Genomic DNA, 16,370 nt, shown 5'->3' with positions numbered 1-16,370 from the left:
TCATAGGTTTTGATTATACTACTGAGTTTTTCATAATTTATAATTTAATCTTGACGATAGTGTATATTCTAAGCGCTATTAGATTATTTAGAATAGGTAAAAGAGAAAAAGAGTATTTATACTTGATACTAGCTTTTAGTATATTAATGCTTTCTATAAAAGCTATTTATGCTATCTATGGAGCAAATACCACATCTTTTTATGTGAGAATTACATCAGTATCAATAACATATATAATCTGTTTAATAGTAATCTTTGGAGCATTTATAGAATTATTTATTTATATAAATAGATCAAAAGTTTTGAATGACAATCTAGGAATTTTTTATAATTTTACTGATAACGATAAGCATAGTTTTATGTTTATATGTAATAAAGAAGGAAAAATACTTTATTTGAATAAAAAACTTAAAGAATTTTGTTTATCATCAAAAGATTTTAATGAAGAAGAATTAGACTCATTTTTTGCTGAAAGAAGAAAAATTATATCTGAAAGTGATGAAATAAAACAACATTTAAAAGAACATGGTATATGGAGGGGGATAATTAAGAATACTGAAGAAGGAAGTGCTATTGATTGTTCTATACAAATAATAAATACAATAGGACAAGATGAAGAAATAGCTGTTTCATATATGGATATATCAGAAGCTATAAGTAAAGAATTAGAATTAGAAAAGTTAAAGGTGTATAATAAAGAAAAAACTGAATTTATGTCAAATATTTCTCATGAGTTAAGAACCCCATTAAATATATTTTATTCAACTCTTCAATTGTTAGACAAAACTATTACCAATGAAGAGGTAGACTTTAAATCAATGTATGAGAGATATAGAAAAACTTTACATGTAAATTGCAAAAGAATGTTGAGATTAATAAATAATGTAGTTGATATGTCAAAAATAGAAACGGGAATTTTAAAAGGAAAGTTTGATAATTATAATATAGTTGCTGTTGTTGAAGATGTTACTTTATCTGTTTTAAATTATGCACAATTGAAATTAATAGATATACATTTTGATACTAACAGCGAAGAATGTATTGTAAAGTGTGATCCTTCTATGATTGAAAGAGTTATGCTCAACTTATTATCAAATGCAATTAAATTTTCAAAAGAAAATAAAAGCATTTATGTGGATATTTTTGTAGATGATGACTTAGTTGAGATTAATGTGAAAGATGAAGGTATTGGTATATCAAAAAAAAATAGAAAAGCAATTTTTGAGAGATTTGTACAAGCAGATAAATCTCTTACACGTGAAAATGAAGGAAGTGGTATAGGTCTTAGTATAGTTAAATCCATAGTAGATCTTCATGGTGGATATATAAGCGTAGAAAGTGAAGTAGGTAATGGAAGTACTTTTAAAATATTATTACCTCATAGAAATGATAATTACGATGAATGTAAAGTTTATGATATAGACAATTATAATACTGAACTAGAACTTTCAGATATATATGAAATATTAACTTAGAAAAAGTCCTTGTATATAGAGGACTTTTTTAGTGAAATTATATATTATATAGTTTATGGAGAAGTTATTATTAAAATATTTATATAAAAATATAAAAATATTTATAAAATTTATTGACTGTATAAAAAAATAATGATAGAATCGATTTACAAACTAATTGATAACAATTATTATTTGCGATGAATAATAATAATTAATTATACAAATGACATAATAGGAGGAAAGAGATGAAAAAATTAAAATCAGTAGCATTATTATGTGTAACAATGTTAACATTTGGTATGATTACAGGTTGCTCATCTGATAATGGAAAAGAAAATACTCAAGAAACAAGAACAGTTCAATCGGTGAAAGGGGAAGTTGAAATACCAGCTAATCCTCAAAGAATAGTAGATATATCAGGAAGTAGTGAAGAGTTAGTATTACTTGGACATACTCCAGTAGCTACAGCAAACGTAGATTCTTATGAAACTACTAAAGTGCCATCATACATAGAAGATAAGTTAGGTGATGCAAAAGTAGTTGGTCACTCAATGATGGATACAATGGATATAGAAGCTATACTTGCTGCTGAGCCAGATTTAATAATAATGGCCCCAAGACAAGAAAAAATATATGACCAATTAAAAGAAATAGCACCAGTTGTTATGTTAGAAGATAGATCAAATGATTGGGAAGCTAAACTTAAAGATGTTGCAGCATTATTTGGCCAAGAAAAAGAAGCTCAAGAATGGTTAGATGCTTACTACAAAAAAGCAGAAGAATTAGGTAAAGAAATAAAAAAAGCTAACGGAGAAGATACTACTTATTTAACAGTACTAGCTAGTTCAGGACAATTCATGGTATTTACAGAAGGTGGAATAGGAACAGTATTAAAAGAAGATATGAAGTTACCTCAACCAACTAATATGCCTAAACAAGATAGTATAACTTTACCAACTGTAACTATGGAAGGTTTATCAGAGATAGATGCTGACCATATAATAGTTATAGCAACAGAATCAGATAAAGCTGATTTAGATGCAAGTACAGTTTGGCCAGAAATAAGAGCTGTAAAAGAAGGAAATGTGACTATACTTGATGCAAGTCCATACTTCTCTCAAGCATATAATCCAATAGGAAGAGAATTACTATTCCAATCAATCAAAGATGAATTTGTAAAATAATTATAATAAATAAAGTAGGTGGTGAAAGTAGATTGGTTTTCATCACCTACTATTTAAATTTATGGGAAAATAAAATTATAAAAGTAATTATGTGGGTATATAAAAAATATATTTTATAATACTTCAAGCAAGGAGGATGAGCTGTGACTAAACCAAATAGAAGAAGCTTAGCTTATTTATTAATGTTTATCGGAATTATATTGCTAGTACTAGGAATAGGACTTTCAATTTCATTAGGAGCTAAAAATATAGATTTTTCAACAATAATACAGAGTTTATTTTCAAATAAAAATGATGTAAATATAAAAATTATTAGAGATGTTAGAGTCCCAAGAGCAATTGCAGCGGCACTTGTAGGTGGATTTTTAGCGGTATCAGGTGCAATAATGCAAGGTATAACTAGAAACCCTATTGCAGAACCATCTGTAATGGGGATTACTCAAGGTGCAACTTTTATGATTGCAGTAGCTTTTGTATTACAAAGAATTAATCCGAACTTGGTTATAGGAAGTTTTGGTATTATGATATTTGCGTTCTTAGGTGCAAGCATAAGTGGTCTTTTAGTTTATTTTGTAAGTTCAAGGTCAGCTAGAAAAGTAGATCCTGTAAAGTTAGCTCTTGCAGGAACAGCACTTGGAACTTTATTAATATCTTTAGCTATGGGAATTTCAATGTATTTTAACTTATCTCAGCAATTAAGCTTTTGGATTTCGGGCGGATTAGTTAGTGCTAAATGGCAGGGTGTAAAATTACTTTTAGTAGTTGGTGGAATTGGAATGATAGCTGCTATGATAATGTCTCCTAAGATAACTATTTTGAGTCTAGGTGAAGAAGTTGCCATTGGACTTGGACAAAGAACAAATTTAGTTAGATTTATTTGTTTAATGATAGTAATAGCTTTAACAGGGGCTTCAGTATCAGTAGCTGGAAATATAGTATTTGTAGGTCTTATAGTTCCTCAAATAGCAAAAGCAATAGTTGGAGCAGACTATAGATTAATAATACCGAGTTCACTGATTTTAGGTTCAGTATTATTAGTGTATAGTGATATTTTAGCAAGAATGATTAATCCACCATATGAAACTCCAATAGGTTCGCTGACAGCATTATTAGGAGTACCTATGTTTATATACCTTGTGAGAAAGGATACAAAATAGTTATGAAAATAAATAAAAATAGAAAATTTGTATTAGTTATAGGAGTTCTTGTTTCCTTAATATTTATAACATTTTTAGTTAGTTTAAATATGGGGTCTTTATCAATAGAACCTGGGGATGTTATTAAAACATTAATAGGACAAGGTTCTAAGAGTCATGAAATAGCAATTTTTAAGTTGAGATTGCCAAGAATAGTAATTGCAATTTTAGTCGGAACAGCTTTAGCAACAGCAGGTACTATTTTACAAGGTGTTACTAAAAATGATTTGGCAGATTCTGGTATACTTGGTATCAATTCAGGAGCAGCATTATTCGTTGTTGTTTATATTTATCTTATGAATGGAAATGTTTATGATGGTATGAGTAATTTAACTATATTCACTATGCCAGTTGTTGCACTTTGTGGAGCTATATTTGGAGCATTCTTGATTTATGCTCTTGCATGGAAAAATGGTATAAATTCATCAAGATTATTATTAATAGGTATAGGGATTAATACGGCTTTTACATCAATACTTACTATTTTCCAGTTAAGATTTACCACTCAAGAATTTAATAGAGTAATGGCATGGACTTCTGGAAGTATATGGGGTGCTAGTTGGAAATATGTATTAGCAGTTTTACCGTTTATATTAATATTTATGACGCTTACTATTTATAAATCTAGATACTTAGATACATTAAATTTAGGTGATGAAGTAGCAACAGGTTTAGGTATAGAAGTTGAAAAAGAAAGAAGAAAACTAATTATATATGCAGTTATTTTAGCTGGTGTTGCCACATCTGTTGCAGGAAGTATAGGATTTTTAGGATTAGTGGCACCGCATATAGGAAGAAAATTAGTTGGTCCAAAACATAAAAAACTAATTCCTACAGCATCACTTATAGGTATTTTAATTTTATTAGTATCGGATACAATATCTAGAAATTTAATAGCACCTATGGAAATACCAGTAGGAATAGTTGTGGCTATAATAGGTGTACCATACTTTATTTATTTAATGTTAGCAGAGTAGAAAGAAGGAGACAAATATGAATTGCATAAAAACTAAAGACCTAAACATTTCTTATGGAAATTTAGATATAGTTAAAGATTTAAATCTAGAGATACCAAAGGGTAAGATAACAACAATAATAGGTGCTAATGGATGTGGTAAATCTACTATATTAAAAACTATAGCTAGGATACTACAGCCAAAGAGTGGTGATATATTTATAAATGATAAAAATATAAAAGAACAAAGCTCAAAAGAACTAGCTAAGACTATGGCAGTTCTTCCTCAAAGTCCACAAGCACCAAGTGGTCTTACCGTAGAAGAATTAATATCTTATGGAAGATTCCCTCATCAAAAGGGATTTGGAAAAATGAAAAAAGAAGACAATGATATAGTTTCATGGGCTTTAGAAGCTACAGGAATATCTGAGTTTAGAGATAGAAAAATAGAAGCTTTATCTGGTGGACAAAGACAAAGAGCGTGGATAGCTATGGCCCTGGCTCAACAAACAGATATACTTGTACTTGATGAACCAACAACATATTTAGATTTAGCGCATCAATTAGAAGTATTAAATTTATTAGAAGAATTAAATAAAAAACAAGGAACAACTATCGTTATGGTTATACACGAACTTAATAATGCAGCAAGGTTTGCAGATCATATAATAGGTGTTAAAAAAGGGAAAATAGCATGTCAAGGTAGTGCATATGAGGTAATGACAAAGGAAAATCTTAAAGAATTATTTAATATAGATGCAGAAATTGTATCAGATCCTAGAACTAATAAGCCTGTATGTATAACTTATGACATGATAGGATAGGACAATAATATGGATAATCAACAAGCATTAAAAGAAGAAAAAATAAGTAAATTATTATTAAAATATTCAGTACCAGCAATACTGGCTATGATGGTAACATCTTTATATAATACTGTGGATAGAGCTTTTATAGGTGCAATAAAAGATGTAGGAGCTCTTGCGCTATCAGGACTTGGGGTTACAATGCCTTTATTTACAATCTTAGGTGCATTTTGTGTAGCTATAGCTATAGGAGGAAGTACAAATATGTCCATAAAGCTGGGAGAAGGAAATAAAGAAGATGCAGAAAAAATATTAGGAAATACTTTTGCTTTGGAGTTTGTAGTAGCTGTTGTAATAATCCTAATAGGAATATTTTTCTTAGATGATATACTTTATTTATTTGGAGCAAGTAAAGATACTATAACTTATGCAAGAGATTATATGAGTGTAATTTTTGCTGGAGCATGGTTTAATTTACCTGGTTTTAGTTTAAATAGTGCCATAAGGGCAGAAGGTAATCCAAAGTTAGCTTCAAAAATGATGATAGTGACATGTCTTCTAAACTTAATACTAGATCCAATATTTATATTTGTATTTGATATGGGAATAAAAGGAGCAGCAGTTGGGACAGTAATATGTCAATTAACTATTTGCCTTTGGTCTCTTCATTATTTTACAATAGGTAAATCAAACTTAAAGTTAAAATTAAAAAATATAAGATTAGAGAAAAAATTCATAAAAATAATCGTAATTGTATCATTAACTCCTTTATTTATGGAAATGGCTGCAGGATTTATACACTTAATTACAAATAGAGTGTTACAAGTATATGGTTGAGATTTAGCAATAGGAGCTATGACAGCTGTAACATCAATATCATTAATGTTTTTAATGCCAGTGTTTGGATTAAGCCAAGGTATGCAAACTATAATTGCATATAATTATGGTGCAAAACAAATAGATCGTGCTAAAAAGACACTATTAATGGCCTTAGTTGCAGCTACAGGCTTACTAGCTGTTGGGTGTATATTAATTCAAATGTTCCCAGAGTTCTTTGTAAGTATATTTACAAAAGATAAAGGGCTTATGGACTTAGCTGTTAATGGTATAAACATAAACTTGATAACTCTACCTACTATAGGGATTTCTGTTTTAGGTTCAGTTTATTTCCAATGTATAGGAAGAGCCAAATTATCAATGATTCTAAGCATACTAAGACAAGTTATAATATTAATTCCTGTTATACTTGTAGTGCCTAAAATATGTGGGCTAAATGGTGTTTGGTTATCACAACCAATAGCTGATATAGGTGCAATGATAATCATAGGAAATTTCTTATTAAAAGAATTTAAAGTAAAAAATATAGAGTTATAGAAAAAGGTGCATTTTTTAATGCACCTTTTTTACATACAATGAATTTATGTTGAGTTTGCAACTGTAGAAAGCTCCTAGATTAAAGCATTTAAGTTATTACTACCTTATCTAGATTCATTATTTTTTGTACAAATTATAACTTTATCAATAATTGAAAGAGAACGTGTTATACTAACAATAGCTAAATTTGTAAAAAGGATGTGATAAATTTGAATAAAGAATTTTATATTAAAAATAGTATAGATGTGGCAAAAGGACTTTTAAATAAATATTTAATTAGAGAGTATGATGGTAAAAAAATAATAACTAAAATAGTTGAAACTGAAGCTTATATGGGAGTAAATGATAAAGCAAGTCATGTATATAACGATAAAAAAAGTGTGAGAACACAACCATTATATATGGAAGGTGGACATATATATGTATATTTAATTTATGGAATGTATAACTGTTTAAATTTATCAGCTAATAAGGAAAATATACCGGAGTGTGTATTAATAAGAGGAGTAGAACCTGTTAATAGTTTTGAGGAAATATCCTATAATAGATTTGATAAAAGTTATAATGAATTAAATTCTTATCAAAAGAAAAACCTAACAAATGGTCCTGGAAAGCTATGTAAAGCATTGAAAATAGATAGAAGTTTAAGTGGGAAGACTATATTTAGTAATGAATTATATATAGAAGATAATCCAGATAATGATTTTAATATTGTAGAAAGTAAGAGAGTAAATATTGATTATGCTGAGGAAGCTGTAGATTATCCATGGCGATTTTATATTGAGAATAATAAATATGTATCAGTAATAGATAAAAAATAATGTTATAATTTATCTGTATGAAATAAAGCTTAGGAGGAGTAGGATGAGAAAAATAGGATTTATTGGTACTGGAAACATGGGAAGAGCAATATTAGGTGGAATATTAAAGTCAAAATTAATTGATGAAAATAATGTAATTGCTTCTGCTAAAACTGATTCAACTATTGAAAAAGTAAAAAAAGAATTTAATGTTAAAACGACTAAATCATCTAAGGAAGTTGTTGAATTTTCAGATATAATAATTATAGGTGTTAAGCCTGGAACATATGACGATATATTATATGAAATAAAAGATCATATAGATAACAATAAAATAATTATTACTATAGCGGCTGGAAAGAGTTTAGAATCAGTAGAAAAAATTATTGGTTCAGATAAAAAAATAATTAGAACTATGCCAAATACACCTTCTTTAGTAGGAGAAGGGATGACAGCTATTTGTCCTAATAAAAATATTACTGAAGAAGAGCTAAATAAGATTAAATCATTATTTAATTCTTGTGGGAAAAGTGAAGTGGTAGGAGAAGAGTTAATTGATGCAGTCATAGGAGCTAGTGGATCATCTCCTGCCTATGGATTTATGTTTATAGAGGCTATAGCAGATGCAGCAGTAATTGCAGGAATGCCAAGGGATAAAGCTTATAAATTTGCAGCTCAAGGACTACTAGGTGCTGCTAAAATGGTTCTAGATACTAACATGCATCCAGGAGAGTTAAAAGACATGGTATGTTCACCAGGGGGTACTACTATAGAAGCTGTAAGAGTATTAGAAGAAGAACAATTTAGAGGGGCAGTAATCAAAGCAGTTTGTGCTTGTGTTAATAAGTCAAAAGAAATGAGTAAATAATAAATAGAATAATATAAAAACCTCTCCTTAATAACAAGGAGAGGTTTTTATATTATTGTTGAATATCCTCAGAATTAAAATGTTGCTCTGATTCATTTTGAATATCTAAAGAAGAGTCATTAGTAGAATTTTCTTCAGTATTTTGAGTATTACTATTAGTTTCAACATCATTATTTTGAGTATTATTAATATTATTGTCTTCAGATGTTTGAGTATTTTCTTCTATATTAGTATTGTTTTCTTGATTAGTTTCATTATTGTTTTGTGAATTATTATTATTAAATAAATCTTTAAACCAATTAATTATCTTTTGGAAGAAACCTTCTACTTCTTCACTTGAAGGTAGATTCTCAGCAGCTTTATCAGTAGCATTTATTATAGCGTCGCTACCTAGCATATTATCATTTGTTTCTCCAAGTATACCTAAATCTTTGTTTCCGCCAAATAAATTAGAGAACCATTCACCTATTGATGAGAAGAAATCCCCTATTGAATCTAATATTCCAGATCCTCCAATACTTTCTCCAGCTTCTTTTAAATTATCTTCAACTATATTAGAAACATTATTCAATGTATCCTTCATAGAGTTATAATCATAATTTTGTGCAGCTATTTTTTTCATTAAATCAGTTATTTGTTTAACTTGAGCATCTGTTAAAGTAATATTGTAATTATTAGTTACATTATTTATTATATCTGCAATTTGAGTAGTATCACTTGTACCATTTTTAATTACTTCTATTTTTACATCATTTACTACACCAGTTGCCTTATCTTGACCTATTTCATCTCCTAAATCACCAGTTGTAATTAATTCTTCAGATGCAAGTTCTTTTTTAGATTCGTCAAGTTTTTCACCAGTAGCATCTTCAAAAGCTTTCATAACACCTGTTAGAGCGCCTGTACCACTTACAGGGAATGTAGAAGCTATGACACAGTTGGCATCAGTCATACCTGCAGTTGATAAAGTTGATGCAACCATTGATGATGTAACCCAAGTTATATTAGCTGTCTTAACATTTATTCCACTTCCACTATTAGTAGGTTCCACATAAGCACATGAATAAGTTTTTGTTCCTAATTGAGCTTCTGTAGCAATACCTCCTAAGTATTGTCTTTCTTCTTGATTGTTGACTTCTAATATAACTACTTCATTTTCTTTAACACCAAAATAATTTAATATTTTTTGTTTTTGTTCAGCAGTATTATTAACACCTAATGTTACTACTCTGGCACCATCTGCAAAAGATGGAGCAAAACTACTGGCTACTAAAGTCATACATATTAATAATGAGCCAACTTTCTTTTTAAAGTTCATAATATTTCCTCCTAAAATTACTACTTACTTATAATATATATAATAAAGTAAGTAGGATTATGTAAAGATTTAATATAAATTAAATGTACTCTGTAAATATATTATTACATTTAATAAAACAATGCGATTACAAGATTGTAACTGTGTTTACAGATTATTCATAAATCCTTACAATAAAAATCATTAAATATCTTTATAATTATATTATAAAAATTATAATTTGTGGACTTTTTAAGAAAATTGTAATATTTGTTTAATAAATATATAAATAAAATAATATTATTATAAAGAAGACAGCATAATATATATTAATAGGGGGGAGGAAATGAAGGATTTAACTTTTAAAAATCAAAATCTTCAAGCTGGAAATTTTACTTAGCATGTTGGTGAATAGGTTATAATAGAAAATTTTAATTATGATAAAGAGTTATCATCTGTGACAGATAAACATCTTTTTATAATAAGAGAAGAAGCAATAGAATGTTTATAAATTAATAATTAAAAATAATATAAATGGGAATATAAAATAGATAGGGAATATGATTGAAAAATAACTAAATGTATTATACTATATAAAGGAAATGATTTATAATATCAAATTTAACAATATTTTTGTTTAAATTGAAAGGAGAATAATAATGTCACAAGAATTAGTAAAAGAAAGAGTATTAAAATATTTAATAGAGGATTTATATGTACCTCAAGACATGATAGATACAAATGTATCATTAAGCGAATTTGAAGAAGGTGCAGAAGGTATTTTAGATATAGTTGTAAATGTACAAGATAAACAAGGATACTTTGCTCCAGTATTAATAGTAAGATGCACTGATGATGATGTGGAGTTAGAAGGAGATACACTTCAAAAAGAAATAGAATTCTTAGAATATGTTGATAATATAACTATGGCAGGAAGAATGATACTAACAAATGGAGATCAAATGATGTATGCAGACTGGACTGGTGAAGAGTATGATACTGAGGCATCACTTCCTACATATGAGCAAATGGAAAGAGAATTTTTTGAGGCAGAAGAAAGTTTAGCAGCTGAGCACCATCATCATGATGGATGTGGATGTGGACATAATCATGATGATGAATCACATGGATGTGGTTGTGGTGATGATTGTGGATGTAAACACTAAGATATAAATACTAATACATACATAAAAATAATAAAACATAGGGAATGATTTAGTCATATTGTTAAATAATTTTGTAATTATTTTTTATTAATTGTAAAATAAGATATATTTATATAATTTATAAAAAATAAAACTCAAAATTAAAGGTTTTTAAGTAATTTTGTAGAATTGTAATGAATTAGAAAATATACAAAGAACATGCATTTTTTCATAAATTAAAACATATTATAGGTGATATACATGATATGTTTTTAAAGCATTTTTAATGAATATATGTATAAAGAAGGGGTTAGATTATATGGGGGCTAAAAGAGAGCATACTTATGAAAATTATGTTTTTGGAGATTCATCATCTGCATCAAATGCTATGAAAATGTATTTAAAAGAAATAGAAGAATACAAAATGCTATCACCAAATGAAGAAATAGAATTAGCTAAAGACATAAATGATTCGATTCCAGAAGCAAAAGAAAAGTTTATAAATGCTAATTACAGATTAGTAGTTAGTATTGCTAAAAAATATAGAAAAGAAAATGTTGATATGCTAGATTTAATTCAAGCTGGTAATATTGGTTTGATTAAAGCAGTTGAAAAATATGACTATAAAAAAGGATTTAAATTTAGTACTTATGCTACTTGGTGGATTAAGCAAAGTATAACTAGATATATTGATGATTGTGAAAATACTATAAGGATACCAGTTCACCTTCATCAAAGAATAAATTTTATAAAAAGAAAAAAACAAGAACTATCAAATGAGTTACAACGAGAGCCGTCTTTAGATGAGCTTGCTGAAGTATGTGATATGGAAGCAGATAAAATTATTGAAATACTAAAAAGAGATAAAAATGTTGTGTCTCTAGATACTCCTATTAAAGAAGATGAAGATAGTTCTTTAGTAGAATTTATCCCCTCAGATGCTAACTTAGACGATGTTGTAATTCATGAGGTCGAGCAAAAAAATCTTAGAGAAAAGATAGATGAACTTCTTACTGGCCTTAATGAACAAGAACAAAAAGTATTAAGAATGAGATTCGGATTAGATGATGATGATCCTAAAACTCTTGAAGAAATAGGTAAGGTCTTTGGGGTAACAAGAGAAAGAATAAGACAAATAGAAGCTAAGGCTATTAGGAAGTTAAGACATCCTAGTAGACTTAAGCAACTTAAAAACTTTTATTAATAACTATTAGGTGATTATATTTTTATAATCACCTTTTTAATTATAAGGAAATTATATTAATTGTAAATAATTTATAATTTAAATTTTTTAGATAATATGTACAACCTCATGGCAAATTTTCTTATAAAATAGTTCAAATTAAATTCTTCCTCAGAAGATATTAGAGTTGTAACATCCATTCCAAGTTGTAAATTCAAGTTATTAATACGATTAAACTGTATACAAACATTTAATAAAAAATAGACAAGACTTAAGGACAATACTGAAAAAGCAATTATAATAGCAGCGTTCATAAATTACAACCTCCCCCTATAAATCTTTCATTAAGAGAATTGTACTACACTTATTAAATTCTTTCATTAAAAAAAAAACTACATGAAAAGATAAGAAAAACACAAAAACAGTGCTAATAGATGAAAAACTACATATTATTACACCAACACCCAGGGGATTATAAAAAAATAATATACTATTATATAAATAGGTATTAAAAAATAATAAATAAATTCTTTATTAAATGCTAGAAACAAATTCCTTTAACTCCTTAATAAAAAGTAAGTTAGATTTTGATGATGTTATATTATTTGGAATAATATAAGAAAAATTACGAGTAAAGTTATCATCAATAGAGATTATTTTTAATTCTTTATTTTTGTATGAGGGATAAGCAATTAAATTTTATATAAATGTAACGCCTAGACCATTTTTTACAGCTTCTTTTACAGCATAATTACTTCCAAATACCATAATATTTTTAGGTTGTATTTTCCTCCTGTTATTTTTATTACTTAGATAATTATAAATTATTTTTAGTTTTAATATTATAACCATAAATTTTTCTTATTATAATCATTAAAAATCCATATTTTACATGTACATTAAAAAAGTTTATACTGATTTTAGACAAAAAACAACAAATAAAGAGGAGAAAAATATATGGTAAATAAAGAAATTATTTTAATTAAAAATAATATTAAAGAAATAATACCAGGATTAATTGTATCCCTTCTAGTGGCATTAGGAAGTATGTTTTTGGGAAAGTTTATACCTAACTTAGGTGCAGCATCTATAGCAATTTTTTTTGGCATGTTTGTGGGAAATGTATTTTTAAACCATAAGGTTTTTCAAAAAGGATATAAATTTTCAGAATCAGATTTGTTATCTTATTCAATTGTTCTGCTTGGGGGGACTCTTAGTATACAAACTATAGGTGAGATAGGAGTTTCTGGAGTTATATTTATAGTATTACAAATGATAGTGACTATAGTAGGAGCATTGTATATAGGGAGAAAATTAGGCTTTGATCAAAATTTTAGATTTTTAATGGCTAGTGGTAATGCAGTATGTGGATCTTCAGCTATTGCAGCAACTGCCCCTGTAATTGATGCAGATGATAAAGATAAGGGTATATCAATTACTATAGTAAATGTAACTGGTATATTTTTAATGTTTTTACTACCAGTTATTACTGGATTTTTATATAACAATGAAGTCTTACAAACTTCGGGTATGATAGGTGGTATTTTACAATCTGTAGGGCAAGTTGTTGCCAGGGGGGCTATGGTCAGTGAAGGAGGAACAGATTTATCTACTATATTTAAAATAGTGCGTATTATATTTTTAGTAGTAGTTGTATTTGCATTTGGTCATATAAAACATAAAACAAATAAAGAAATTATTGATGAAGAAGTAAGTGATGTTAAAACTAAAAAGATAAAAGTACCTTGGTATGTAATAGGATTCTTCATAATGTGTGGATTGTTTTCTATTAATATAATACCAAAGAGTATGTCATTAGTATGTAAAGAGATAAGTCATATACTTGAAATTATAGCATTGGCGGCTATAGGTCTAAGAGTTAATATCAGAGATCTAATTAAACAAGGAAAAAATGCATCTTTATATGGATTATTTGTAGGTATATTACAAATAACTTCTGCGATGATATTAATAAATTTGTTTTTATAAGTAATAATACTTTATAATATAAACTAACTAATACATGAAATATAAATGATTATTTATAAATGATATTGAGAAACAAAAGAACTATATCCATATTATAGATATAGTTCTTTATTATATAATTAATTTTTATTTTACCCTATAAATATACGATAGCCTGTTGCAGTAATGAAACAAACTACAAAAGCTATTACAGTTGGAATCACAAATCCTAAAACAGTCCACTTAATACTGTTGGTTTCTTTTTTTATAGTTAATAAAGTAGTAGCACATGGCCAGTGAAGTAAACTAAATAACATCATATTTAATGCAGTTAAATAAGTCCATCCATTATCTCTTAATAGCTCACCAAGAGCAGACAATTCATCAAATTCAATCATTTTACCAGTTGCCAAGTAGCTCATTATTAAAATAGGAACTACTATTTCGTTAGCTGGGAATCCTAATATGAATGCTAGAAGTATAAAGCCATCAAGACCTATTAATTTTCCTAAAGGATCTAGGAAACTGGCTACATGAGATAGTATACTCATATCACCAATATATATATTAGCGAATATCCATGTGATAATACCAGCTGGAATAGCAACTACAACAGCTCTTCTAAGAACAAATAAGGTTCTATCAATTATAGAAGTATAAATTACCCTACCTATTTGAGGAACTCTATAAGGTGGCAGTTCTAAAGTAAAAGTTGAAGGTACACCTTTTAAAAGTGTCTTAGATAATATATAAGAAACTAGTAAAGTTGTAAGAACACCAATAATTATCAAAAATGTGATTGAAAGAGCAGTAACACTACTTGATAAAAAATTACTTCCAATAACGGAACTGAAGAATATGGTTGAAATAGTTATTAGTGTTGGGAATCGGCCATTACAAGGAACAAAGTTATTAGTTAATATGGCTATCAACCTTTCACGAGGAGAGTCTATTATTCTACAACCTATTATTCCGGCAGCATTACAACCAAATCCCATACACATAGTAAGGCACTGTTTACCATGACAACATGCTTTTTTGAACAAATGATCAAGATTAAATGCAACTCTAGGTAGATACCCTAAATCTTCCATCAATGTGAATAAAGGGAAGAATATGGCCATAGGTGGAAGCATAACAGAAACAACCCAAGCTAAAGTTCGATACATTCCATAAGTGAGCATTTCATTTAGCCATAGGGGAAAACCTATATTATTAAATATATTATAAATACTAGGCTCTATACTAAAAAGCAAATCTGAAATCATGCCTGATGGAACGTTAGCGCCTTCTATAGTAATCCAAAGAATACCGCAAAGTAATAGAAGCATGATAGGGATACCTAAAGTTTTAGAAGAGACAACTCTATCTATTTTTTCATCCTTATCTAGAGCCTCTTTATCTATTACTGTAACTACATCATCGCTTATATTTTTTGCATAATCATATATGGTTTTGCTAAAGTGACTCCTAATTTTACTTTTATCAAATACATCAGGAAGTTTAGTTTTTATATTTTTTAAGTCATCTATAATATTATCTTTTGTATAATCATTTAATGAATTAAAAATACTTTCATCTCCATCAATTAATCTTAAACCTAACCATCTAGGATTAATATCAGGTATTATATTTAATAATTCTTCTTTGATTGAATTAATCATACTTTCTATTTCATCATCATAATAAACTGGTTTATTATCAAATTTATACTCATTTTTTACAACTTTATTTAATGCTTCTTGTAACTCATCCATACCTATTCCGCTTCTTGCAGCTGTTAACACTACAGGTATTCCAAGAGTTTTCTCAAGCTTATCTTTATCTATTTCAATTCCTTTCTTTTTTGCTTCATCTAATAAATTTAAACATAGAACTACCTTATCAGTAAGCTCCATAACTTGAAAAACAAGGTTTAAATTTCTTTCTATACAAGTGCTGTCACAAACAACTATAACAGCATCTGGATTACCAAAACATATAAAATCACGAGCAACTATTTCCTCTTGAGACAAAGGAAATAAAGAGTAGGTACCAGGTAGATCTATGAGAGAGTAATTGACATCTTTATAAGAAAAATCACCCCTTGCTGTACAAACAGTTTTACCAGGCCAATTTCCTGTATGTTGCTTTAGAC

Annotated in this window: 16 protein-coding genes; 12 read left to right on the top strand and 4 right to left on the bottom strand. The window is 28.1% G+C overall.

The genetic code is table 11. From position 1 onward, the window contains the following. The 9 genes from J7G74_RS06720 to proC form a co-directional block, all read left to right on the top strand. Positions 1–1,475: sensor histidine kinase (locus J7G74_RS06720; RefSeq protein ID WP_297133386.1), on the top strand; the 1,475-nt coding region annotated here is incomplete at its 5' end. Positions 1,476–1,702: 227 nt separating this feature from the next. Then, complete coding sequence (locus tag J7G74_RS06715) at positions 1,703–2,641, top strand: iron-hydroxamate ABC transporter substrate-binding protein (protein WP_297133384.1); 939 nt, start codon at positions 1,703–1,705, stop codon at positions 2,639–2,641. A 143-nt stretch (positions 2,642–2,784) separates the two neighbouring features. Beyond that, positions 2,785–3,798 (top strand): FecCD family ABC transporter permease, encoded by a 1,014-nt coding sequence (locus J7G74_RS06710; RefSeq protein WP_297133382.1) that lies wholly within the window; start codon positions 2,785–2,787, stop codon positions 3,796–3,798. A 2-nt stretch (positions 3,799–3,800) separates the two neighbouring features. Then, positions 3,801–4,814, top strand: a complete 1,014-nt coding sequence (locus J7G74_RS06705) for a FecCD family ABC transporter permease (RefSeq protein WP_297133381.1) — start codon at positions 3,801–3,803, stop codon at positions 4,812–4,814. 16 nt (positions 4,815–4,830) lie between these two features. Next, on the top strand, positions 4,831–5,616 hold the full coding sequence (locus J7G74_RS06700; RefSeq protein ID WP_297133379.1) for an ABC transporter ATP-binding protein: 786 nt from the start codon (positions 4,831–4,833) through the stop codon (positions 5,614–5,616). Between the two features lie 9 nt (positions 5,617–5,625). Beyond that, positions 5,626–6,435 carry an MATE family efflux transporter gene (locus J7G74_RS16700; RefSeq protein WP_330616437.1) on the top strand — a complete coding sequence of 270 codons (810 nt, stop codon included), beginning with the start codon at positions 5,626–5,628 and terminating at the stop codon, positions 6,433–6,435. Positions 6,436–6,453: 18 nt separating this feature from the next. Beyond that, positions 6,454–6,972 (top strand): MATE family efflux transporter, encoded by a 519-nt coding sequence (locus J7G74_RS16695; protein ID WP_330616436.1) that lies wholly within the window; start codon positions 6,454–6,456, stop codon positions 6,970–6,972. A 209-nt stretch (positions 6,973–7,181) separates the two neighbouring features. Continuing rightward, positions 7,182–7,793 carry a DNA-3-methyladenine glycosylase gene (locus J7G74_RS06690; RefSeq protein WP_297133377.1) on the top strand — a complete coding sequence of 204 codons (612 nt, stop codon included), beginning with the start codon at positions 7,182–7,184 and terminating at the stop codon, positions 7,791–7,793. A 43-nt stretch (positions 7,794–7,836) separates the two neighbouring features. Next, positions 7,837–8,640 (top strand): pyrroline-5-carboxylate reductase, encoded by an 804-nt coding sequence (proC, locus tag J7G74_RS06685; RefSeq protein ID WP_297133375.1) that lies wholly within the window; start codon positions 7,837–7,839, stop codon positions 8,638–8,640. 52 nt (positions 8,641–8,692) lie between these two features. On the opposite strand, the gene J7G74_RS06680 is transcribed toward proC, so the two are convergent. Beyond that, the gene (locus J7G74_RS06680; protein WP_297133374.1) at positions 8,693–9,958 is read right to left on the bottom strand and encodes a DUF1002 domain-containing protein; all 1,266 of its coding nucleotides are present in this window, start codon (positions 9,956–9,958) and stop codon (positions 8,693–8,695) included. Positions 9,959–10,596: 638 nt separating this feature from the next. Here J7G74_RS06680 and J7G74_RS06675 point away from each other — a divergent pair. After that, positions 10,597–11,103, top strand: coding sequence for a type I restriction enzyme HsdR N-terminal domain-containing protein (locus J7G74_RS06675; RefSeq protein WP_297133372.1), 507 nt, complete (start codon positions 10,597–10,599; stop codon positions 11,101–11,103). A gap of 298 nt (positions 11,104–11,401) precedes the next feature. Beyond that, complete coding sequence (locus tag J7G74_RS06670) at positions 11,402–12,286, top strand: sigma-70 family RNA polymerase sigma factor (RefSeq protein ID WP_297133371.1); 885 nt, start codon at positions 11,402–11,404, stop codon at positions 12,284–12,286. Between the two features lie 71 nt (positions 12,287–12,357). Here the strand turns inward: J7G74_RS06670 and J7G74_RS06665 are convergent, their stop codons facing one another. Both J7G74_RS06665 and J7G74_RS06660 read right to left on the bottom strand, forming a co-directional pair. Continuing rightward, complete coding sequence (locus J7G74_RS06665) at positions 12,358–12,579, bottom strand: hypothetical protein (protein WP_297133369.1); 222 nt, start codon at positions 12,577–12,579, stop codon at positions 12,358–12,360. A gap of 385 nt (positions 12,580–12,964) precedes the next feature. Continuing rightward, positions 12,965–13,117: a hypothetical protein gene (locus tag J7G74_RS06660; RefSeq protein WP_297133367.1), complete on the bottom strand. Its 153-nt coding sequence runs from the start codon at positions 13,115–13,117 to the stop codon at positions 12,965–12,967. A 105-nt stretch (positions 13,118–13,222) separates the two neighbouring features. Between J7G74_RS06660 and J7G74_RS06655 the strand changes: the two genes are divergently transcribed. After that, positions 13,223–14,254 (top strand): YeiH family protein, encoded by a 1,032-nt coding sequence (locus J7G74_RS06655; RefSeq protein WP_297133365.1) that lies wholly within the window; start codon positions 13,223–13,225, stop codon positions 14,252–14,254. Positions 14,255–14,385: 131 nt separating this feature from the next. Here the strand turns inward: J7G74_RS06655 and feoB are convergent. Continuing rightward, the coding region (gene feoB / locus J7G74_RS06650; RefSeq protein ID WP_297133364.1) for a ferrous iron transport protein B at positions 14,386–16,370 on the bottom strand (1,985 nt) is incomplete at its 5' end.

The organism is Terrisporobacter sp. (genome assembly GCF_017888745.1).
Taxonomy (GTDB): domain Bacteria; phylum Bacillota; class Clostridia; order Peptostreptococcales; family Peptostreptococcaceae; genus Terrisporobacter.
This window is presented reverse-complemented; position numbering and strand designations above follow the sequence as displayed.